Raw genomic sequence first — 20,969 nt, 5'->3', positions numbered from 1 at the left:
CATGGCACTCGACGCCTCCCGCCTGGGGCTGATCCAGGCCGCGTTCTCCTCCGTCACCCGCGAGATGGCCACGGACCTGCGCCGGGCCGCGTTCTCCTCGATCGTCCGTGAGGCACGGGACTACTCCGTGGCCCTGACCGACGCCCGGGGCGAAGTCGTCGACCAGGCCGAATGCATCCCGATCATGACAGCGGGCATCTCCTTCGCGCTCCGCGGGCTGGCGGACGCCGTGGACCTCTCCACGCTCACCGAGGACGACGCGCTGCTCATGAACGACCCGTTCAACGGCGGCCAGCACCTCCAGGACATCTACCTCTTCACACCGGTCTTCGTGGACGGGCGGCTGGCGGCGTTCGCCGCGAGTGTCGCCCACCACGTGGACATCGGCGGCGGCAGTCCCGGCCTCAACGCCACCGCGACCGAGATCTACCAGGAGGGTCTGCGCCTGCCGCTGAGCCGGTTCTCGGTCTCCCGCGACTGGGGTCGCGGCGGTTTCGTCGAGGAACTGGTGCGCGCCAACGTCCGCGTGCCCGACCTGGTGGTCGGCGATCTCAACGCCCAGTTCGCCGCGAACCGTACGGCCGCGATCCGTCTGCGGGAGGCCGCCGCGCGGTTCGGCACGGCGGACTGCCTGGACGCGATGGACCAGCTGAAGGACTACGCCGAGCGGCGCACCAGGGCCGCCCTGGGCCGTATCCCCGACGGCGTCTACGAGTCCGTGCAGACGCTCGACGCCAGTCCCTGGAACGCCGGAACGGTCGAGGTGCACGCCCGGATCACCGTGTCGGGCGACTCCATCGACCTCGACTTCACCGGCACCGGCGACCAGGTCGAGGGCAACGTCAACTGCCCGCCGGCCTCCACCGCCTCCGCCGCAATCAGCGCCGTACGCTGTCTGCTGGACGAACCGGACATCCCGTTCAACGAGGGCTGCAACCGTCCGGTCACCGTGCACGCCCCCCTGGGCAGCGTCCTCAATCCGCGCTCCCCTGCCGCCGTCCGCAGCCGCCTCACCCCGGCGAGCCGGGTCTTCAACGCGGTCGTCGACGCCCTCGGCGACCAGGTGCCCGAGCGGACCGCCGCCACCGGCTTCGACACCACCACCGCGTTCACCGTCAGCCATCTCGACCGGGCCACCGGCGGCTACCAGGTCGTCCTCGAGATCCTCGGAGGGGGCTGGGGCGCCTGCGACGCGCACGACGGCGCGGACGCCCTCGACAACCCGATCTCCAACTGCGCCAACGCCCCCGTCGAGGCCCTGGAGTCCGACTACTCCCACTTCCGCATCGTCGAGTACGCCCTGCACGAGGAGTCCGGCGGGCCGGGCACCCGTCGCGGCGGCCACGGCATCCGGCGTACCTACGAGGCCGTCACGGACGGAGTGGACATCGCCGGGTACGCCGACCGGCACCGGACCGGTGCTCCCGGCCGGGCGGGCGCCGAGCCCGGTGCCACCGGCGCCTTCTCCGTCACCCGCGCCGACGGGTCGGTGGCTGACCTGCCCGTCGTCTTCCACGACCGGCTGCAGGCCGGCGACCGGGTCAGCGTCGTGACCGGGGGCGGGGGCGGCCACGGCCGGCCCGGCGCGTAACCGTCCCGCCGCCCGCTCGCACCGCCCGCACCGCCCGCCGGCACCACCCGCTCGCACCGAGAGCGACGAGTCCCGCACCTCACCGCACCGCGTCACCTCTTCTCCTCGTCCCAGGAGTCACGCCATGCGTCAAAGAACCGCTCCCGCCTCCGCGCCCGGAACGGAGTCGGCACCCTCGGCGTCGAGGCTCGCCTCGGCCCAGATCATCGGCACCACCATCGAGTGGTACGACTTCTTCATCTACGGCACGGCGTCCGCGCTCGTCTTCAACCAGGTCTTCTTCCCCGAGCTGCCGTCCCTGGTCGGCACTCTCCTGGCGCTCGCCACGTTCGGTGCGGGATTCCTCGCCCGCCCGCTCGGCGCCATCGTGTTCGGGCACTTCGGTGACCGGGTCGGCCGCAAACGCACCCTTGTCGCAACGCTGTTGCTGATGGGCGGCGCCACCGTCGCGGTGGGTCTCCTGCCGTCCTACGAGGTGCTCGGCGCGGCCTCTCCCCTCCTGCTGCTGCTCCTGCGCATCATTCAGGGCATGGCCGTGGGCGGCGAGTGGGGCGGTGCGGCCCTCATCGGCATCGAGCACGCGGAGCCCCGCCGCAAGACCCTCTTCGGCGCTTTCGCCCAGCTGGGGTCCCCCCTCGGCCTGGTCCTGGCCACCGTGGTGTTCCTCGCCGTCACCGCCGGCTCGGACGCCTGGCTGCAGAGCTGGGGCTGGCGCATCCCGTTCGTCGCGTCGGTGCTGCTCATCCCGGTCGGCCTGGTGATCCGCAGGAAGATCCAGGAGTCGCCGGACTTCCGGGCGGCCGACAGGTCGGCGGCAACCGCGCGCCGACTGCCCGTCGCCGAGGTGCTGCGCAAGGACTGGCGGCGCATCCTGGTCGGCGTCGGCGCGTTCTCGGGGGTCTTCGTCACCTACTACCTGCTCACCACGTTCACCCTGGTCTACGCGACCGACACGCTGGGCATGAGCACTTCTCTCACCCTGCCCGCCAACCTCATCGCGGCGGTCAGCGAGGGCCTGTTCGTCCTGGTGGGAGCTTTCCTGGCGCCCCGCTTCACCGCCCGGCGGGTCGCCACCGTGTCCGCCGCGGGCCTGCTGGTGTGGGCGTGGCCCGCCTTCGCCCTGGTGGACACCGAGCGGGCCGGGCTCCTCTACCTCGGCGTCGCGGTCAGCATGGCCTTCGTCGGCGCCGGCTACGGGGTCCTGGCCACCGAGGTCTCCCTGCTCTTCCGGCCGGAGGTCCGCTACACGGGCGCCTCGCTCTGCTACGGCATCGCCGGGTCCATCGGTGGCATCGCGCCCAGCCTGTCCACCTACCTGCTCGACCGTTCCGGTTCCACGACGCCGGTGACGGTACTGACCGCGGGCGTCGCCGCGGCGATGACCGTGGCCTGCGTCGCGCTGCCGCACAGGCGCGGGGACGACGCCCCGTCACCGGCGGGGACCTCCGACACGTCCGCCGTCGTCCACTGACCGTCCTCGTCCCGCCCATCCCGCTCGTCCCGCTTCCGGCATCCGTCCCCGCCGCCCTCTCCGCCTGCCGTCCTCTCTGTCTCCCGTCCTCTCTGTCTCCCGTCCTCCTCCGCCGCATCCGCCCTCACCCCGGAGTACCGACATGCCCGACCCCGCTCCTGTCAACGGCCAGGTGTCGTTCTGGTTCCGCCAGACCGGCATACCCGCACGGCGTGCCCCGCTGGACGGTCCCACCATCGCCGACGTCTGCGTGATCGGCGCCGGATACACCGGATTGTGGACCGCGTACCACCTGAAGAAGGCCCGGCCGGACTGGGACGTCCTCGTGCTGGAGCGCGAGTTCGCGGGCTTCGGCGCCTCCGGCCGCAACGGCGGCTGGCTCTCGGGCAAGATCCCCGGCTCACCCGGCCGGTTCGCCAGGGAACGCGGCAAGGAGGCCGTGCTGCGGTTCCAGAGGCTGATGGACCGCGAGGTCGACGAGGTGCTCGCGACGCTGGACGCGGAGGGCATCGACGCGGACGCGGTCAAGAGCGGCTGTCTGCGCGTGGCGCACGCCCCGGCCCAGCTGGGGCGGCTGCGGGCCTCGGTGGAACGTGCCCGTGACTGGGGCAACGAGGACGAGGTGCTGCTGTCGGCGGGCGAGCTGAAGGAGCGGATCGAGGTCGCCGGCGCCCTCGGTGCGGCCTACAACCCGCACTGCGCGCGCATCCACCCCGCGCGGCTGGTCACCGGTCTCGCCGAGGCCGTCGCCCGGCTCGGCGTCCGGATCCACGAGTCGACGCCGGTCACCGCGATCGCGCCCCGCGCCGTCAGCACGCCCTTCGGTCAGGTGTCGGCCCGCTACGTGCTGCGGTGCACGGAGGGGTTCACGTCCCAGCTGCCCGGCCGGCGGCGCACCTGGCTGCCGATGAACTCCTCGATGATCGTCTCGGAGCCGCTGCCCGACGAGGCCTGGCGGCACATCGGCTGGTCGGGCCAGGAACTGTTCAGTGATCAGACCCATGCGTACCTGTACGGTCAGCGCACCGCGGACGGACGGATCGCGCTGGGCGGCCGGGGGGTGCCGTACCGGTTCGGCTCACGGGTGGACGCGGACGGCCGCACGAGCGCGTCGACGGTGGCCTCGCTGGCGGCGACCCTGGCACGGCTGTTCCCCGCGGCGGCGGCCGTGCCGGTGGCCCACGCCTGGTCGGGGGTCCTGGCGGTGCCCCGCGACTGGTGTCCGTCGGTCCACGTGGACCGGGCCGGCGGTGTCGGCTGGGCGGGCGGTTACGTGGGGCAGGGCGTGACCGCGTCGCACCTCGCGGCACGCACCCTCACGGACCTCGTCCTAGGCCGGGACACCGAGCTCACCCGGCTGCCGTGGACGGGCCGCAGGTCCCGGAGCTGGGAGCCGGAGCCCGCCCGGTGGCTGGGAGTGCACGGGATGTACGCGGCCTACCGCGCCGCCGACCGTCAGGAGGCCACCCTCCGTACCACCACGTCGCCCCTGGCTCGCATCGCCGACCTCATCTCGTCCCGCTGACCCCGGCCGTCCCGGCGGGTGAGCCGCCCACGGGGCGGGCGCCGGGCCGACCACGCCCGTCCCGCCGGCGGGTCAGCGGCGCGGCGGGTCCCCGAACAGTTCGACTGCGTGGCGGACCTCCGTCAGGCCCGGTTTGAGGGCGCTGACGGATCCGACCGCGCCGGCGACCAGCAGCAGGGAGCGGCGCAGTCGCGGCACCTCGGGGACGCCGTGCGTCGCCATCGCGGCAAGGTCGGCCAGTTCGTTCTCCGCGATCGCCCGGTCGGGGAAATCGGCGGGCAGCAGGGCGAGTTGGCGGCGCAATCGGGACACCGCGGTGCGCAGCGCCGCCACCCTCACGTCTTCGTCGCCGACGGCCACGTGCCTCTGTCCCAAGCTCTGCAACTCAGCCCTCCCCCTCACACCCCGTGGCGCCGGGCGGGCGCCGGGGACGCGGGCCAGTAAACGCCACCCCGCGCACAACGCGCCACCGTGCGGACCGAAATTCAGCCTCCTTTCACTGGTCTCTCATCCCGCGCACGCCGGAGCGTTTGGCGCGCCGTCAGGTATGCAAGAGGCATGACCGACATCGAGGACCAGGCAAACGACGAGGTGGCGGACGGGGTGGCGGGACTGCTGCTCGCCGCCGGGGGCGGCCGGCGGCTCGGCGGCCGCCCCAAGGCGCTGCTCGAACACCGTGGACAGCCGCTCGTCGAACACGCGGTCGCGGCGCTGCGCGCGGCCGGCTGCGCCCGCGTACACGTCGTACTCGGGGCGCGCGCCGCAGACGTACGCGCGCGGGCGGCGCTGGACGGCTGCGTGCTCGTGGACAACCCCCGCTGGGAGCAGGGCATGGGCTCGTCGCTGCGGGCCGGGCTGGACTCGCTCGCCGGAACCCGGGCGCGGGCGGCACTGGTCTCGCTGGTGGACCAGCCGGGCATCGGCGCGGAGGCCATGGCCCGGGTGCGGTCCGGGTACCGGGACGCGTCGTCGCTCGTCTCGGCGGCGTACGCGGGCGTGCGCGGGCATCCCGTGCTGCTGGGCGCCGCCCACTGGGCGGGGATCGCGGCGACCGCCACCGGGGACCGGGGGGCACGCGCGTATCTGCGGGAGCACGCGGGGGACATCGCTCTCGTGGAGTGCGGGGACGTGGCGCGGCCGTACGACATCGACACCGAGGCGGACCTGGTCCACCTTGAACCCTGAGGGGAACCACCTTGTGTGAGGGAGGTGGCACTCAGCGCCACCTTCCCTCGATCCGGAGAATCTCGACATCAACAAACGATTGAAGTTCCACGATAAGGAAACTACTATCCACTGACCAGAAGCACCCGGCCGCGCAACGGGTGCGCAATGCCCCATACGTGCCCGCTGGCACCCGGTGCCACCGCTGAAGGAAGTGACAGCTCATGTCCGCACCAGCGCCGTCCCCGCTGGCCATCGTCGACGCCGAGCCCCTGCCCCGGCAGGAGGAGGTCCTCACCGACGCGGCGCTCGCCTTCGTGGCCGAGCTGCACCGGCGGTTCACACCCCGGCGTGACGAACTCCTCGGCCGCCGCGCCGAGCGCCGCGCCGAGATCGCCCGCACCTCCACGCTCGACTTCCTGCCGGAGACCGCCGCGGTCCGCGCGGACGACTCCTGGCAGGTGGCCCCGGCCCCGGATGCGCTGCAGGACCGCCGGGTGGAGATCACCGGTCCCACCGACCGCAAGATGACCGTCAACGCCCTCAACTCGGGCGCGCGGGTCTGGCTCGCCGACTTCGAGGACGCCTCAGCTCCGACCTGGGAGAACGTGATCCTCGGTCAGCTCAACCTGATCTCGGCGTACACCCGCACCATCGACTTCACCGACGAGCGCACCGGCAAGTCGTACGCCCTGCGCCCGGCCGACGAGTTGGCGACGGCCGTCGTGCGCCCGCGCGGCTGGCACCTCGACGAGCGCCATCTCCAGGTCGACGGCCGCCCGGTCCCCGGCGCCCTGGTCGACTTCGGCCTGTACTTCTTCCACAACGCGCAGCGCCTGCTCGACCTCGGCAAGGGCCCGTACTTCTACCTCCCGAAGACGGAGTCCCACCTGGAGGCCCGCCTCTGGAACGAGGTGTTCGTCTTCGCGCAGGACCACGTCGACATCCCGCAGGGCACGGTCCGCGCCACCGTCCTGATCGAGACGATCACAGCCGCGTACGAGATGGAGGAGATCCTCTACGAACTGCGCGACCACGCCTCCGGGTTGAACGCGGGACGCTGGGACTACCTGTTCTCCATCGTGAAGAACTTCCGTGACGGCGGCGCCAGGTTCGTCCTGCCGGACCGCAACGCCGTGACGATGACCGCCCCGTTCATGCGGGCGTACACCGAACTCCTCGTGCGCACCTGCCACAAGCGCGGCGCGCACGCGATCGGCGGCATGGCGGCGTTCATCCCCTCGCGCCGGGACGCCGAGGTCAACAAGGTCGCCTTCGAGAAGGTCCGCGCCGACAAGGACCGCGAGGCCGGCGACGGCTTCGACGGCTCCTGGGTCGCCCACCCCGACCTGGTCCCGATCGCCATGGAGTCCTTCGACAGGGTCCTCGGGGACAGGCCCCACCAGAAGGACCGTCTGCGCGAGGACGTCCAGGTGACCGCGGCCGACCTGATCGCCGTCGACTCCCTGGACGCCAGGCCGACGTACGCGGGACTGGTCAACGCCGTCCAGGTCGGGATCCGCTACATCGAGGCGTGGCTGCGCGGCCTCGGCGCGGTCGCCATCTTCAACCTCATGGAGGACGCGGCCACCGCCGAGATCTCCCGCTCGCAGATCTGGCAGTGGATCAACGCGCAGGTCGTCCTCGACAACGGCGAGCAGGTCACCGCCGAACTGGCCCGCAAGGTCGCCGCCGAGGAACTGGCGAACATCCGCGCGGAGATCGGCGACGAGGCCTTCGCGGCCGGCAACTGGCAGCAGGCGCACGACCTGCTCCTGACGGTGTCGCTCGACGAGGACTACGCCGACTTCCTGACGCTGCCGGCGTACGAGCAGCTCAAGGGCTGACGCCGCACGGACACCCTCCGTGCCCCCGGCACCGGACAGCGCCGGGGGCACGGGCCGTGTTCAGCCCAGGTGGACGGACCAGTCCTGCTCCGCGGGCGGCTTGCCGTGCAGGTCGGGGACCCGTTTGAGCCAGTCCGGCCGGCCCCGCCGCGTCCGTGCGGCGCGGGCGGCGTTCTCGGCGGCCAGCTCGGCGCGGCTCGGGAAGCCCGTGGGCAGCCACTCGTGGGACGCCTGCACGCGCGCGTGCAGGTGGCCGGCGTACGCGGCACGCACCTCCTCCGGCGTGCCGAACCCGGCCTCGCACGTCAGCCAGGCCTCGGGCACCCGGCCCACCACCTCCCGCAGCAGCTCCTCGGTCACCTCGGGGGCCAGGTCGGCGTCGGCGGCCCGGACGTCGGGCGCGCAGTGGCCGAGGGCGTGGTGACGGAAGTCGTACGCCTTCTGCGGCACCGCACCGTCCCAGCGGTGGTGGAAGACGAGGGCGGCGCCGTGGTCGATCAGCCACAGGCGCGGCGGCACGGTGCCGAGGGTCGGCCAGACCATCAGGTTCGAACTGTGCACGGTCCGGTCGACGTTCACGGTGAGGGCGTCCAGCCAGACGACCCGCCCGGCCTCCCCGGGGTCCACCGGGAACACCTCGGCCACCTCGGGCGTGAAGTCGGCGCCGCCGGACAGGTAGTCCATGCCGAGGTTGAGCCCCGCGCTGGCATGCAGCAGGTCCTGCACCTCCTGGTGCGGCTCGCTCTCGGCGATCGCCGGGTCGAAGTGCGCGAGCACCAGCTCCGGCACCCGCAGCCCCAGCTCACGCCCCAGCTCCCCGACGATCACCTCGGCGACCAGCGCCTTGAGTCCCTGCGCGGAGCCGGTGAACTTGAGGACGTAGGTGCCGAGATCGTCGGCCTCGACGACGGCGGGGACGGAACCCCCGGAGCGCAGGGGCTCGATGTAGCGGGTGGCGGTGACCTCTCTCAACACTCTCCTGGCTCCCCTGGTGACTCGTCTCCCGGGCATGCGGTGCCGGGCCGATCGCGGCGGAGCGGAGCTGTGGCGTCGCCCGTGGACTCCCCGTCGAACATGGTAACGAGGCTGATGGCGGGCCCGCCCTCCGCACCGGCCCCGGAGGGCCTGTTGGCCGACCCCCGTTCGAGTGCTTCCCGCGCGGAGCCCCCCGCGTGGCGTTTGCTTCCGGTGCCGTGCCGGGCTCCGCGCAAGGAGGATGGACCCGATCGTCACTCACGGTATCGAGAGAAGCCCATTCTGTGACCACCATCGAAGAGCCTCCCAGGCCCGCAGCCGGTGACTACTACACGGACGAACTGCCCCTGCGGTGCAGGACGCCCGGCAATGTAGTGATCAAGTGGCTGACGACCACCGACCACAAGACGATCGGCACGCTGTATCTGGTGACGTCGTTCGCCTTCTTCCTGATCGGCGGCGTGATGGCGCTGGTCATGCGCGCCGAGCTGGCCCGGCCGGGTCTGCAGATCGTGTCCAACGAGCAGTACAACCAGGCGTTCACGATGCACGGCACGATCATGCTGCTGATGTTCGCGACGCCGCTGTTCTCCGGCTTCGCGAACTGGATCATGCCGCTGCAGATCGGCGCGCCGGACGTCGCCTTCCCGCGGCTGAACATGCTCGCCTACTGGTTCTACCTGTTCGGCTCGACCATCGCCGTGGCCGGGTTCCTGACACCGGGCGGCGCCGCCGACTTCGGCTGGTTCGCCTACAACCCGCTGTCCAGCCTGGAGCACTCCCCCGGCATCGGCGGCGATCTGTGGATCACGGGTCTGGCCTTCTCCGGTTTCGGCACCATCCTCGGCTCGGTCAACTTCATCACCACGATCGTCTGCATGCGGGCGCCGGGCATGACGATGTTCCGCATGCCGATCTTCACGTGGAACGTGCTGCTGACCGGTGTGCTGGTCCTGCTGGCCTTCCCCGTCCTGGCCGGGGCCCTGCTGGCCCTCGAGGCGGACCGGAAGTTCGGTGCGCACATCTTCGACTCGGCCAACGGCGGGGCCCTGCTGTGGCAGCACCTGTTCTGGTTCTTCGGGCATCCCGAGGTGTACATCATCGCGCTGCCGTTCTTCGGCATCGTCACCGAGGTCATCCCGGTCTTCTCCCGCAAGCCGATCTTCGGCTACATGGGCCTGGTGGGCGCGACGATCGCGATCGCGGGGCTGTCGGTGACGGTGTGGGCGCACCACATGTTCGTGACCGGGAGCGTGCTGCTGCCGTTCTTCTCGTTCATGTCCTTCCTGATCGCGGTCCCGACCGGGGTGAAGTTCTTCAACTGGACCGGCACCATGTGGAAGGGGTCGCTGAGCTTCGAGACGCCCATGCTGTGGGCCCTGGGCTTCCTGGTGACCTTCCTCTTCGGCGGCCTGACGGGGGTGCTGCTGGCTTCACCGCCGCTGGACTTCCACGTCTCGGACTCGTACTTCGTGGTGGCGCACTTCCACTACGTGGTCTTCGGCACCGTGGTGTTCGCGATGTTCGCCGGCTTCCACTTCTGGTGGCCGAAGTTCACCGGCAAGCTCCTCGACGAGCGCCTGGGCAAGATCACCTTCTGGACGCTGTTCGTCGGCTTCCACGCCACGTTCCTCGTCCAGCACTGGCTCGGGGCGGAGGGCATGCCCCGCCGGTACGCCGACTACCTGGCGGCCGACGGCTTCACCGCGCTGAACACGATCTCGACGATCGGCTCGTTCCTGCTCGGCTTCTCCATGCTCCCGTTCCTCTACAACGTCTGGAAGACGTCCAGGTACGGCAGGCCGGTCGGCGTCGACGACCCGTGGGGCTACGGCCGTTCGCTGGAGTGGGCGACCTCCTGCCCGCCGCCGCGGCACAACTTCTGCACCCTGCCGCGCATCCGCAGTGAATCCCCCGCCTTCGACCTCCACCACTTCGAACTCACGGCTTTCGACCAGAAGGAGAACACCGGCCGCCGTGACGTCATCGACGCCGCGGGACACGAGGGCGAGCGGTCGTGACCCGCGGCCGGCGCCCGCACCCGCCCGCCGCAGCCGGCGCCGACGTCGCCACGCAGGCCGAGGGCTATCTGCAGGCTCGGGCCCATCACACGGCGGCCCGTGCCGAGGCGGAGGCGCTGTGCGGCCGGATGCCGTGGCTGACCGCCGCCCAGGCCGAGGACCTCACACGGCACTACGTCGACCACCGGCTCGTCCTGACGCGGACCATGCTCGGCGCGACGGTGGCACGCGCGGGGGAGCTGCGCCAGGAGTACGAAGGCCGCTACCTGGAGCTGCGGCGCGACCTGCTCCGACGGCACACGGCCGGGCTCTCGGTCCTGCTGGCCGCGGCCGCCGGCCTGCACGCGGCGGTGGCCTGGATCTGGCTGCGGTAGGCCCGGCGCGGGCTCGGCAGCGGCTCCCCGGGTGCACAGGGGGTCGCGGTGTTCCCCGGCCTTTCCGCACAGGCGCCGATCAAGACGTCTTCGGATAAATTGCTTACCCGGTACGTCGGTTCGGCTCAGCGCCACGAGGGGGCAGGCACATGAGCGGAAGGCACCACGACGAAGGGCACACCATCGCGGGATGGACCGGTACGGCCGTGACCACGGCCGGGTCCGTCGTCACCGGCCTGGGTCTGGTCGGCTGGCGTCCCGGGCTGTGGCTGGGGCCCGGTTGTCGTCGCCCTGGCGGCGCTCGTGACCTGGGTCCTGCACCTCGCGGGCTGGGGGAAGGGGCCCGGCATACGCGGCGTGGACCAGCGGGGCATCGGGATCCGCGACCGCTCCGCCCGCGCGGGACACCCGAACTGCCTCGGGTGCCGTCTTGCGGGCCGGAGGGGCGTCGCCGTCCGCGCGGCCGGAGCGCCGGCCGACGTGCCGGCCGGGTCTCCGGCGTCCTGACTCACTCCGGTGCCGCTCGGCCGCACAGCGGGTTGGGCACCGGCAGGTACCGCGCGTCCGCGCCGTCCGCGCCCGTCCAGCGGAGCAGGAGGTTGGTCTTGCCGGGGAGGGTGGGCGAGCCGATGAGGGCGCGGACCTCCGGCAGGTCGTGGCGGGCGAGGGCGCCGCGGACGGCGGGCCAGGGGTCGAAACCCCGGTGGTGCTCGCCGAGAGCCGCCGCGATCTCCAGCAGATGGTTGACCAGCAGGCAGTAGACCAGCCGTTCCCAGCCCGCCGCCCGCGGCGTCCCGGGCACCAGCTTGACGCCCTCCGCGTCGCGGAACAGCGCCTGCACCGGCGTACCGGTGGCGTCCACGGCGACCAGGGTGTTCTGGAGGTGCGCCTCCAGCACGACGCCGTTCTCGGCGAAGGCGGTCAGGACGGGCGGGACGACGACGGCGAGGTACGCGTCCCACCAGGACGCCGGGTCGCCGGTGCCGGGCAGCGGACCGTCCGGGAGGTCTTCCACCAGCGCGGCGGCCAGGAGCGGGGTCGTTCCGGGGAGCAGGTGGTCGCGGAAACCGTCGCGGACCACCACGGCCAGTTCCTCGTACGCGAAGTCCGCGGTGCGGTGACCGCGGTCGGCGAGCCAGACCGCCGCGGGGCCGAGCGCCGCGAAGGCCTCGGTGGCGGCCGTGTCGGTGCGGCGCAGCTTCAGCAGGTCGTGCCGCCACAGGCGGCGGATGTCGTTGGTGATGCGCACGTCGAGGCTGAACTTCAGGAAGAGGTCGTGCTCCGGCGCGTACACGGTGCGGATGGCCGCGGTGGGCCACACCGGGGAGCCGGCCGCGCCCAGGCGGACCAGGCGGCCGTCGGCGAAGGCGGCCCTCAGGGCCGGTGCCGCAAGGTCCAGTTGCCAGGGGTGGGCCGGCAGGAGGCGGTAGCCCGGCGGGGGGTCTCCCAGGGAGTCCAGGGCGGTGGTGTCGCCCTCGTCGACGACCGTGTCCTCGCGCACGGCGAGCAGCGTCAGCGGGAAACGTGCGTGCGCTTCGGGCGCGTACGGCAGCCAGCCGGCGTGCGGACCGCCGCCGCGCGCCTTGGGGGCGGGGTGGTGGGTGTGGCCGGTGAGCAGGGACTGCTCGGACCGGAGGTAGGGGTCGGCGGGCGGGGTGGCACGCGCGCGTGCCGTCAGCAGCGCGGCCACCGCGTCGCGGCTGTCGGTCATCTCGGTGGGCAGTTCGTGGTTGGGCAGACCCGTGTGCCGGCGCAGTTCCTCGGCGACGAGTTTCACCAGTTCGTCGTGGTCGACGCGGTGCCAGGCGTCCGCCGCGCGGATCTCCGGTTCGGCGGGGCGCCGGCCCGCGCGCACGCGCAGCAGTCTGCCGCCGGGCAGCCGGTACACCGGCCGGGCGGCGTCCGAGGGCACGGGCTCGGCGACCTCGCGCAGCAGGCAGTTCAGCAGCGGTACGGCCGCGTAGGCGTCGGCGCGTACGGAGATGTCGTCCCGCCGGGCGGGGTCGCCGCCGGGGGCCGGGGGCAGGAGATCCACGCGTTCCACTCGTTCCCAACGGTCGGTCCATGGCGGAGGTGTCGGAGGTGCCGGAAGCATCGGAGGTGCCGGAAGCATCGGGGGGTCGGAAGCATCGGGGGGCGGAGAAGATCAGTATGTCTGTTGTCGTCCTTGCGCAATGACGCAGTATTTGTACCCGAGGAGCCTGCCCGTGCACCGTCCCCCCAGCGCAGCGGCCGAGGTCGTCGAGGAGTTGGCGTCCGTACGACCCGGTCTGGTCGACCGTTTCGCCGACCGCCTGCCCGGCGCCCGCGCGGCCGTGCTGTCGCGGCTGTGGCGGGCCTTCGCCCACGAACCGCTGCCGTGGATCGCGGACCGGGAGTCCGCCGGGGACGGGCTCGTGCTGCGGCTTCGGGACGGGCGCCGGCTGACCGGCCCGGCCGCCGACCCGTACCGCACGGACGCGTACGTGTCGGCCGTGCGCCTGGACGGGGTCGCGTACGACGATCCGGCACGGCTGGTGAGAGGCCTGGGCACGGCGCTCTCCGCGGAATTCGCCGCCGAACTCGGGCACAGCGCGGCGTCGTTGGCGCTCTCGCGTGCGGCCCAGTCCGCAGCGGCGCGGGAGAGCGGGCCACAACGTCACCCGGACGAGTGGCCGGACAGCGACTGGGGCTGGGAACGGCGGGTGGTGGACGGGCATCCCTACCACCCCAACTGCCGTTCCCGGCCCGGCTTCTCGGTGGCGGAACAGCTCGCGTACGGGCCGGAGCACGGGCCCGTGGTACGGCTGGGGCTGGTGCCGGTCGCGGCCGCCGAGTGCCTGGTGTCCGGGGTGTGGCCGCGGGAACTGCGGGACGGGGCACGGCTGCTGGTGCCGGTGCATCCGTGGCAGGCGGCGCACGTGCTCGCCGGACGGTCCTGCGGGGAGGGTCCCGCCGCGCACCCCCTGATGTCCCTGCGGACACTCGCCGTGCCCGGCGGGCCGCACGTCAAGACGGCGCTGAGTGCCCGGTTGACCTCGTCGGTGCGGGACATCTCGGTCGCCTCCGTCGGCGCGTCGGCGGACGTCTCCGGCTTCGGGCAGGCACTGGCGAAGCGGCTGGACGGGCTGCTGCACGTCACCGGGACGCTGGGCGCGGTGGCCGCCGGTTCCCCCGACCTGGCCGCGGTACTGCGCGAGTCCCCCCGGGTGTACGCGGCGCACGGCGAGCACGTGGTCCCGGTGGCCGCGCTGACCAGTACCGGGCTGCCGGACTCCCCCGCGTGGCTGGCGGCGTTCGCGCGCCTGGCCCTCGGTGTGGGGCTGCGGCTGCTGGAGACGGGCGTGGCCCTGGAGGCGCACGGCCAGAATCTCCTGGTGGTGCTCTCGTCCTCCGGTGAGCCGCTGCGCCTGGTCTACCGCGACCTCGCCGACATCCGCGTCTCCCCGGCCCGCCTCGCCCGGCACGGCATCGCCGTCCCCGGGCTGCCCGCGCGGATGCTCACCGACGATCCGGTGGCGCTGCGCCGCAAGTTGTTCGGTTCGCTGGTGGCCGGCGCGCTGGCGGCGACGGCCGGATCGGGACCTGCGCTCGGCAAGGCGCTGGAGGCGGCCGTGCCCGAACTGCCGGGTACACCCGACCTCGTGGCCCTGTGTGAGGAGCGGCTGCCGGTGAAGTCGCTGACCCTGATGCGCACTTCGCCCCGGAACATGGGCGACCTGTGGACCGAACTGCCGAATCCGCTGCGGGAGACGTGACGTATCCGTTGCGCGAGACATGACGCATCCACTGCGGGAGACGTGACGTCGAGGTGTCGTGGCGATCTCGTTTTGGAGCCCGGCACCCCCGCTCAATAGGATCCGCCGATGATCACAAGAACACGGCTGGCGGCGGGTGCCTGTGCCCTGCTCGCCGCGCTGACGGCCGGGACGGCCTTCCCGGCCGGGGCGGCAGCCGGGGAACCCACGGGTGAGGACGCGCCGAAGGTCGACCTCGTGCTCGACGTCAGCGGCTCGATGCGGACGCGGGACATCGACGGCGGTACGCGGATGGCCGCGGCGAAGCAGGCGTTCAACGAGGTGCTCGACGCGACGCCGGAGGAGGTGCAGCTGGGGATCCGGACGCTGGGCGCGGACTATCCCGGCGACGACCGCAAGACCGGCTGCAAGGACACCGCGCAGCTCTACCCGGTCGGCCCGCTGGACCGCACCGAGGCGAAGACTGCGGTCGCCACCCTGTCGCCCACCGGCTGGACGCCGATCGGCCCCGCGCTGCTCAAGGCCGCCGACGACCTCGACGGCGGCGACGGTTCCAAGCGCATCGTGCTCATCAGCGACGGCGAGGACACCTGTGCCCCGCTGGACCCCTGCGAGGTGGCCCGCGAGATAGCCGCGAAGGGCATCGGCGTCACGATCGACACGCTGGGCCTGGTCCCCAGCACCAAGCTGCGCCGGCAGCTCAGCTGCATCGCGGAGGCGACCGGCGGCACGTACACCTCGGTCGAGCACACCGACGAACTGACCGACAAGGTCAACCAGTTGGTGGACCGGGCGGCCGACCCGGTGGTGACGCCGGTCGCCACCGAGGGCGCGGACGCGTGCGCCAAGGCACCGACGCTCGAGTCGGGGCTCTACACGGACCGTGAGGAGTTCGGTCAGCAGCGCTGGTACCGCGTCGACGTGGAGCCGGGGCAGGAACTGCGCGCCTCGGTGAGCGTGGGCGCCGACCGGGCCGTGAACCCCTCCCACGGGGTGCTGCTGCGGGCGGTGACGGCGAACGGCCGGGAGATCGTGCGCGGTGAGGCGGCGGGCAACGGCCGCACCGACGTGCTCTCGACGGGACTGCGCTACCCGAAGGCGGAGAGCGACGACAGCGACGAGGGGAACGCCGCGGCCGAGGCCGTGTGCCTCCAGGTCACCAACTCCTTCTCCCCGGCCTCCGGCGTGCAGACCACGCCCGGACTGCCGCTGGAGCTGACGGTCGACGTCGTGGACGGCCCGTCCGACTCCGACGACGTGGCCTCCTTCGGCCTCGGGCGCGGCTGGTGGCTGCTCGGCCTGCTGGTGCTCGTCGGCTTCCTCGCCGGTCTGCTGTGGGGCTGGCTGTCGCGGTGGCGGTTCGCGGTCTGGAGGACCAACTGATGCGGTGCACACGACTTCTGGGTGCAGCGGTGATGCTGCTCGCTCTCGCCGCGGCTCCCGCGGCGGCCGACTCCTCGCCCTCCGCGAGCCCGTCCGGGGGCGCTGCCGGTGGCGCCTCCGGTGACAGCGACGCGCCGACCGTGGCGGGCACGTCCTTCCGCACGGCGACCGAGATCGACCAGGGGCAGCGGGCCACGGCGAGCGGTTCCGCCGGCGACTACCTGTACTGGTCGTTCCCGGCCGACGCCGGTCAGCGGCCCACCGTGCAGGCCACGGTGAAGCTGCCCGAGACGCATGCCGCCGAGACCTGGCGCATCGACGTGTACGACGGCCTGCGCCGCCGCCAGGCCTGCCAGTGGGGCGCCGAGACCCGCACGGCGCAGGCGGACGCCCCGTCCCTGGAGCTGGCCTGTGTGCTGCGCACGGTGCGTGCCTGGTCGGAGCCGTGGGCCAACGACCCGCTGCCGGGCACGTACTACGTCCGGCTGACGGCGGTGAACCTGCCGGCCTCCGGCCTCGGCGCCCCGGTCTCCGCCGAGGTCCAGGTGGACTCGAAGGACATGGGCGGGGCCGCGGCGGTGGACGGTTCGCTGGCCGAACCGCTGGTGCCGGGCATCGCGGTGACGTCCGGTCAGGACGACGGCGAAGGTGACGGGGACTCGGAGGACGGCGAGCGCAACGCCGTCCTGTCCGCCATCGAGCCGGAGGACGGCTGGTCGTCGGGCTGGTGGTCGGACCGCTGGGTGTGGACCGGCATCGGCGCCGTACTGGCCGCGCTCGCGGGCATCGGCGGCTACGCGCTGACCCGCGGAACGGGCCGGCCGAGGCGAGTACCGCCGGGCGCCTGACAGCCCGTCACGGGAGGGCCCGCCCCGGGCGGGCGGGCCTCCTGCCGCCTCACCCTTCCTTCACGCCTCCCTTCACGCCTCCCTTTACGGCTCCCTTCACCCCTCCCGCAGCGCCTTGGCCGCCGTGCCGTCGCCGGTCACCTCGACACGGCCGTCGCGCACCGCCTCCCGCAGGCCGGTCTCCCCGCGGCCGAGCGCCGCGCAGGTCCCGGCGTCCAGCACGAGCCGGGCGTCGGGCTCCCCGGGCGCGGGCCCGTCCCCGTACACGGGACCGTCCTCCGCCTCGTCGGCGTACAGATGGAAGTCCCCCTCCTCCAGCCGGACTTCGACGACGCCCTCCGCCGCCCCGGCCTCCCGCAGCGCCCGCAGCAGAGGCAGCGCGAACCAGTGCGCCCGTACGGCGTCGGTGGGCCGCCGCTCCCCCAGCTCACCCGCCCCCCAGGTGCCGAGCGCCTCCAGCACGGGCAGCAGGCCGCGGCCCCGCGCGGTCAGCTCGTACACGTACGCCGCTCCGGGCGGCGGCAGCCGGCGGCGGGTCGTCAGCCCGTCGCGCTCCATGTCCTTCAGCCGCGACGCGAGTACGTCCGTGCTGACGCCGGGCAGGTCGGCGTGCAGGTCGGTGTAGCGCCGCGGGCCGGCGAGCAGCTCCCGGACGATCAGCAGGGTCCAGCGGTCCCCGACGGCGTCGAGCGCGCGGGCGGCGGAACAGAACTGGTCGTAGCTACGGCGAGCGCGAGGTGACATGCGACGCAGTGTAGACAAGTTGTTGGACTTTCCAAGCTGTCACTTGGTAAAACCAAGCAACACCAGATTCCGGAGGGGAAGCCGCGCATGGAGTTCCGGCAGTCGAACAAGCTCAGCGAGGTCTGCTACGAGATCCGCGGCCCGGTGATCGAGCACGCCAACGCACTGGAGGAGGCGGGCCACAGCGTCCTGCGCCTCAACACCGGCAACCCGGCGCTCTTCGGCTTCGAGGCGCCGGAGGAGATCGTCCAGGACATGATCCGGATGCTGCCGCAGGCGCACGGCTACACGGACTCGCGCGGCATCCTCTCCGCCCGCCGGGCCGTCGCCCAGCGCTACCAGGCACTGGGCCTGGAGGTGGACGTGGACGACGTCTTCCTGGGCAACGGCGTCTCGGAGCTGGTTTCCATGGCCGTGCAGGCTCTCCTCGAGGACGGCGACGAGGTCCTGATCCCCGCCCCCGACTTCCCCCTCTGGACGGCGGTGACGACCCTCGCGGGCGGCAGGGCGGTCCACTACCTGTGCGACGAGCAGGCTGACTGGTACCCCGACCTGGCCGACATGGAGTCGAAGATCACCGACCGCACCAAGGCGGTCGTCATCATCAACCCCAACAACCCCACCGGCGCCGTCTACCCCAAGGAGATCGTCGAGGGCATCCTGGACCTGGCCCGCCGCCACGGCCTGATGGTCTTCGCCGACGAGATCTACGACCAGATCCTGTACGACGACGCCGTCCACCACGCGGCCGCCTCCCTCGCCCCCGACCTGGTGGTCCTCACCTTCTGCGGCCTCTCCAAGACGTACCGGGTGGCGGGCTTCCGCTCCGGCTGGCTGGTGGTGACGGGCCCGAAGCAGCATGCGAAGGACTACCTGGAGGGCCTGACCATGCTGGCCTCCATGCGGCTGTGCGCCAACGCGCCCGCGCAGTACGCCATCCAGGCCGCGCTCGGCGGCCGCCAGTCCATCCACGAACTGACCGCTCCGGGCGGCCGGCTGCGCGAACAGCGGGACGTGGCCTGGGAGCGCCTGAACGACATCCCGGGTGTCTCCTGCGTCAAGCCCAGGGGCGCGCTGTACGCCTTCCCTCGGATCGACCCGAAGGTCCACAGGATCCACGACGACGAGAAGTTCGTCCTCGACCTGCTGCTCCGCGAGAAGATCCAGGTCGTCCAGGGCACCGGCTTCAACTGGCCGGGAACGGACCACTTCCGCATCCTGACCCTGCCCTACGCGGACGACCTGGAGGCGGCGATCGGCCGCATCGGCCGCTTCCTGAGCGGGTACCGGCAGTAGGCGCCCCCCGCGCTCGGACGTGCCCCCCACAGTTTCGTTCAGGCCCGGGCCTTGTGGGTCTCACACGGAGCGGCTCGTGAGAAGGGCGGCGGCCAGGGCGACGGATCCGATGTCGATGGAGACGAGGACCAGGAACCGCGCCTTGCGCAGTTCCCGGCGGTACACGCCGTAGTAGAGCTGGGCCAGTTGCAGGCCCGTGACGGGAGCGGTGAGGAGGATCGGCTCGGGGCGTCGCAGTGTCGTGGACAGCAGGACGAGCAGCACCGCGTTCGTGGCGACCAGCAGGTGGAGCAGGGCGGCGAACCAGGCCGGGGGAAGGATGACGGCGAGGGTTCTGCGCGAGACGGCACGGTCCCCGTCCCGGTCGGAGGCGTTGCCGTAGGCGACCACGAGGAGGAGCCACAGCCCGACCAGGGCGCTGACCAGGAGCGTGGTGGGGCTGAGGGTGGCGGTGACGAACCAGTAGGGCACGAAAACGGTGTAGGCGCCGGTGAAGAGGACTGTCGATTCCAGTCCGAGGGGGCGGTAGCTGAGCTTGGCGCCGCAGGAGTACTGGACGGCGAAGGCCGGGGTGAGAACGGCCACCGCCAGCGCCGGGACGGGGACGTGCCGGCCGAGCGAGGCGGCGGCGAGCAGGAGGGCGGCCAGGCCGGCGCACCATGTGACGACGGCGAACCGCGTGGCCTCCGGCAGCGTCAGCGCGCCGGTGAGCAGGGGCTTGCGCACGCGCGTGATCGCCGGCCGGTCCGCGTAGTTGCGGGCGTCGCTGCCGTTGAGGAATCCGCAGACGTCGTCGGCCGCCGAGGTGCTCCATTGGAACGCCAGGATGCCGACGAGCAGGAGGGTCAGGGGGACGGCCTTGGTGGTGACGGCGATGCCGTCGGTGTGCAGGAGCACCAGGCCGAGCGCCCATCCGTACACGTAGTGGTAGATGCGTGCCTTGCCGAGCCTGAGGTAGCTGACGGCCTTGGGAACGGGTGTGATCGCTCCGGCGGGTGGGTGCCCGGCGCTCATGTGGCGGCCCGGTTGCCGGGGTCGGCGGTGATCTCCAGCAGTTGAAAGGTCACCGGGACGTCGGATGTGTGGCGGGCGCTGTCCCGGCGGGCGGTGATCCGCGTTCCCGACGCTGTGGCCAGTGAGGTCAGCCGGGGCAGGTCCCCGAGACTGTTGAAGCCGAGGAACAGCCGGCCCGCTTCGGTCAGACGCGTCAGGCCGTCGCTCAGGTAGCGACGGTGCGCGCTGTAACCGCGGTCGAAGATCGCGTGCTGGAGCCCGTGGTCGTAGACGAACTCGTCGGGGGCGGGGACGACGTTGGAGTTCCAGAACACCAGGTCGAAGCGTTCACCGGGTGCCAGAGCATCGAAGAGGTCGCTTCGCACAGCCCGGACTCGGTCACCGACACCGTGGCGTGCGGCGTTGACCTCGGTGTTGTGGACCGCTTCCGCGGTGATGTCCACCGCCGTCACGTGTGCGCAGCCGGCGAGGGCCGCCACGACCGCGGTCACCCCCGCGCCACAGCCCACTTCCAGGAACTTCCCTCCCACCGGGAAGGGCAGCCATGCGGTGAACAGCTCGGTGGAGTCGGTGTGCACAGGAGCGAACACCCCCGGCAGCAGATCCCACCGCAGGTCGAACATCGCGAACTCCCGGGGACTGCCCTCATGCGCGTGCCGGTCCACCAGCCGCAGGCCGGTCTCGAACGGTGCCTGGGCATCGGCGAGCGGCTCGGCGAAGGTACCGGCCGCCGGGGCCGGGACGTACGGGCTGGGCATGAGACTCCCTGAAGGGCAGGCCGGGTCCGGGCACGGCGGTCTCCCGTACAGCGGCAGCCGCCGGACACACGGCCCCGCTCCCCCTTGGGACACGATCCGGCCGGTTCCGCGGGTGACGGTCACACTGCCGTACCAACGAGCCGGGTGATTCGAGCGTCACGGTGAAGAGAGCGCGCTTTGCCCTGCCTGCCTCCACGGCAGTTCATGACCGCAGAGGCACG

At 72.2% G+C, this 20,969-nt stretch carries 17 protein-coding genes and 1 pseudogene; 12 read left to right on the top strand and 6 right to left on the bottom strand.

The genetic code is table 11. The annotated features are described in order from the left end of the window. Window position 1: 1 nt before the first annotated feature. From HZS56_RS04125 to HZS56_RS04115, 3 genes are all read left to right on the top strand, one after another. Window positions 2-1,591, top strand: a complete 1,590-nt coding sequence (locus HZS56_RS04125; protein WP_216719285.1) for a hydantoinase B/oxoprolinase family protein — start codon at window positions 2-4, stop codon at window positions 1,589-1,591. A gap of 124 nt (window positions 1,592-1,715) precedes the next feature. Beyond that, entirely contained in the window at window positions 1,716-3,062 is a 1,347-nt protein-coding gene (locus HZS56_RS04120; RefSeq protein WP_216719284.1) for an MFS transporter, read from the top strand. A gap of 142 nt (window positions 3,063-3,204) precedes the next feature. After that, window positions 3,205-4,587: an NAD(P)/FAD-dependent oxidoreductase gene (locus HZS56_RS04115; RefSeq protein WP_216719283.1), complete on the top strand. Its 1,383-nt coding sequence runs from the start codon at window positions 3,205-3,207 to the stop codon at window positions 4,585-4,587. A 72-nt stretch (window positions 4,588-4,659) separates the two neighbouring features. On the opposite strand, the gene HZS56_RS04110 is transcribed toward HZS56_RS04115, so the two are convergent. Next, window positions 4,660-4,971: a DUF5955 family protein gene (locus HZS56_RS04110; protein WP_253913704.1), complete on the bottom strand. Its 312-nt coding sequence runs from the start codon at window positions 4,969-4,971 to the stop codon at window positions 4,660-4,662. 174 nt (window positions 4,972-5,145) lie between these two features. Between HZS56_RS04110 and HZS56_RS04105 the strand changes: the two genes are divergently transcribed. After that, window positions 5,146-5,772, top strand: coding sequence for a nucleotidyltransferase family protein (locus HZS56_RS04105; RefSeq protein WP_216719282.1), 627 nt, complete (start codon window positions 5,146-5,148; stop codon window positions 5,770-5,772). Window positions 5,773-5,975: 203 nt separating this feature from the next. Continuing rightward, the gene (gene aceB, locus HZS56_RS04100; RefSeq protein ID WP_216719281.1) at window positions 5,976-7,598 is read left to right on the top strand and encodes a malate synthase A; all 1,623 of its coding nucleotides are present in this window, start codon (window positions 5,976-5,978) and stop codon (window positions 7,596-7,598) included. A gap of 60 nt (window positions 7,599-7,658) precedes the next feature. Here the strand turns inward: aceB and HZS56_RS04095 are convergent, their stop codons facing one another. After that, entirely contained in the window at window positions 7,659-8,573 is a 915-nt protein-coding gene (locus HZS56_RS04095; protein WP_216719280.1) for a HipA family kinase, read from the bottom strand. 284 nt (window positions 8,574-8,857) lie between these two features. On the opposite strand from HZS56_RS04095, the gene ctaD reads away from it, so the two are divergent. The 3 genes and pseudogenes from ctaD to HZS56_RS39035 all read left to right on the top strand — a co-directional run bounded on the left by ctaD (window position 8,858) and on the right by HZS56_RS39035 (window position 11,475). Beyond that, window positions 8,858-10,594, top strand: a complete 1,737-nt coding sequence (gene ctaD, locus HZS56_RS04090; RefSeq protein WP_216719279.1) for an aa3-type cytochrome oxidase subunit I — start codon at window positions 8,858-8,860, stop codon at window positions 10,592-10,594. Further along, window positions 10,591-10,968 (top strand): hypothetical protein, encoded by a 378-nt coding sequence (locus HZS56_RS04085; protein WP_216719278.1) that lies wholly within the window; start codon window positions 10,591-10,593, stop codon window positions 10,966-10,968. Before ctaD ends, HZS56_RS04085 begins: the two co-directional genes overlap by 4 nt. A gap of 149 nt (window positions 10,969-11,117) precedes the next feature. Next, window positions 11,118-11,475, top strand: a pseudogene (locus HZS56_RS39035) (HGxxPAAW family protein). A 1-nt stretch (window position 11,476) separates the two neighbouring features. Here the strand turns inward: HZS56_RS39035 and HZS56_RS04080 are convergent. Continuing rightward, entirely contained in the window at window positions 11,477-13,012 is a 1,536-nt protein-coding gene (locus HZS56_RS04080) for an IucA/IucC family protein (RefSeq protein ID WP_308407986.1), read from the bottom strand. A gap of 163 nt (window positions 13,013-13,175) precedes the next feature. Between HZS56_RS04080 and HZS56_RS04075 the strand changes: the two genes are divergently transcribed. The 3 genes from HZS56_RS04075 (at window position 13,176) to HZS56_RS04065 (ending at window position 16,936) form a co-directional block, all read left to right on the top strand. Next, a complete protein-coding gene (locus tag HZS56_RS04075; protein WP_216719276.1) occupies window positions 13,176-14,705 on the top strand; it encodes an IucA/IucC family protein in 1,530 nt (509 codons plus the stop codon). Window positions 14,706-14,813: 108 nt separating this feature from the next. Next, window positions 14,814-16,088, top strand: a complete 1,275-nt coding sequence (locus HZS56_RS04070) for a VWA domain-containing protein (protein ID WP_216719275.1) — start codon at window positions 14,814-14,816, stop codon at window positions 16,086-16,088. Further along, a complete protein-coding gene (locus HZS56_RS04065) occupies window positions 16,088-16,936 on the top strand; it encodes a hypothetical protein (RefSeq protein WP_216719274.1) in 849 nt (282 codons plus the stop codon). Before HZS56_RS04070 ends, HZS56_RS04065 begins: the two co-directional genes overlap by 1 nt. 96 nt (window positions 16,937-17,032) lie before the next feature. Here the strand turns inward: HZS56_RS04065 and HZS56_RS04060 are convergent, their stop codons facing one another. Continuing rightward, a complete protein-coding gene (locus HZS56_RS04060; RefSeq protein ID WP_216719273.1) occupies window positions 17,033-17,680 on the bottom strand; it encodes a winged helix-turn-helix transcriptional regulator in 648 nt (215 codons plus the stop codon). 87 nt (window positions 17,681-17,767) lie between these two features. Here HZS56_RS04060 and HZS56_RS04055 point away from each other — a divergent pair, with 87 nt between their 5' ends. Then, window positions 17,768-18,976 (top strand): pyridoxal phosphate-dependent aminotransferase, encoded by a 1,209-nt coding sequence (locus HZS56_RS04055; protein WP_216719272.1) that lies wholly within the window; start codon window positions 17,768-17,770, stop codon window positions 18,974-18,976. Window positions 18,977-19,036: 60 nt separating this feature from the next. Here HZS56_RS04055 and HZS56_RS04050 read toward each other — a convergent pair whose 3' ends face one another. Together HZS56_RS04050 and HZS56_RS04045 are read right to left on the bottom strand one after the other, a co-directional pair. Continuing rightward, window positions 19,037-19,990, bottom strand: coding sequence for a UbiA family prenyltransferase (locus HZS56_RS04050; protein ID WP_216719271.1), 954 nt, complete (start codon window positions 19,988-19,990; stop codon window positions 19,037-19,039). Further along, window positions 19,987-20,748 (bottom strand): methyltransferase, encoded by a 762-nt coding sequence (locus HZS56_RS04045; protein WP_216719270.1) that lies wholly within the window; start codon window positions 20,746-20,748, stop codon window positions 19,987-19,989. The genes HZS56_RS04050 and HZS56_RS04045 overlap by 4 nt, the downstream gene beginning before the upstream one ends. Window positions 20,749-20,969 lie beyond the last annotated feature (221 nt).

Source organism: Streptomyces mayonensis (assembly GCF_018982965.1).
In the GTDB taxonomy this organism is placed as follows: domain Bacteria; phylum Actinomycetota; class Actinomycetes; order Streptomycetales; family Streptomycetaceae; genus Streptomyces; species Streptomyces mayonensis.
The sequence above is the reverse complement of the archived record's forward strand: the minus strand, read 5'-3'. Positions and strand labels throughout refer to the sequence as shown.

Coding starts and splice junctions, on each gene's coding strand:
- HZS56_RS04125 (WP_216719285.1), top strand. CDS start 2: ATGGCACTCGACGCCTCCCGCCTGGGGCTGATCCAGGCCGCGTTCTCC.
- HZS56_RS04120 (WP_216719284.1), top strand. CDS start 1,716: ATGCGTCAAAGAACCGCTCCCGCCTCCGCGCCCGGAACGGAGTCGGCA.
- HZS56_RS04115 (WP_216719283.1), top strand. CDS start 3,205: ATGCCCGACCCCGCTCCTGTCAACGGCCAGGTGTCGTTCTGGTTCCGC.
- HZS56_RS04105 (WP_216719282.1), top strand. CDS start 5,146: ATGACCGACATCGAGGACCAGGCAAACGACGAGGTGGCGGACGGGGTG.
- aceB (WP_216719281.1), top strand. CDS start 5,976: ATGTCCGCACCAGCGCCGTCCCCGCTGGCCATCGTCGACGCCGAGCCC.
- HZS56_RS04070 (WP_216719275.1), top strand. CDS start 14,814: ATGATCACAAGAACACGGCTGGCGGCGGGTGCCTGTGCCCTGCTCGCC.
- HZS56_RS04065 (WP_216719274.1), top strand. CDS start 16,088: ATGCGGTGCACACGACTTCTGGGTGCAGCGGTGATGCTGCTCGCTCTC.
- HZS56_RS04060 (WP_216719273.1), bottom strand. CDS start 17,680: ATGTCACCTCGCGCTCGCCGTAGCTACGACCAGTTCTGTTCCGCCGCC.
- HZS56_RS04055 (WP_216719272.1), top strand. CDS start 17,768: ATGGAGTTCCGGCAGTCGAACAAGCTCAGCGAGGTCTGCTACGAGATC.
- HZS56_RS04050 (WP_216719271.1), bottom strand. CDS start 19,990: ATGAGCGCCGGGCACCCACCCGCCGGAGCGATCACACCCGTTCCCAAG.
- HZS56_RS04045 (WP_216719270.1), bottom strand. CDS start 20,748: ATGCCCAGCCCGTACGTCCCGGCCCCGGCGGCCGGTACCTTCGCCGAG.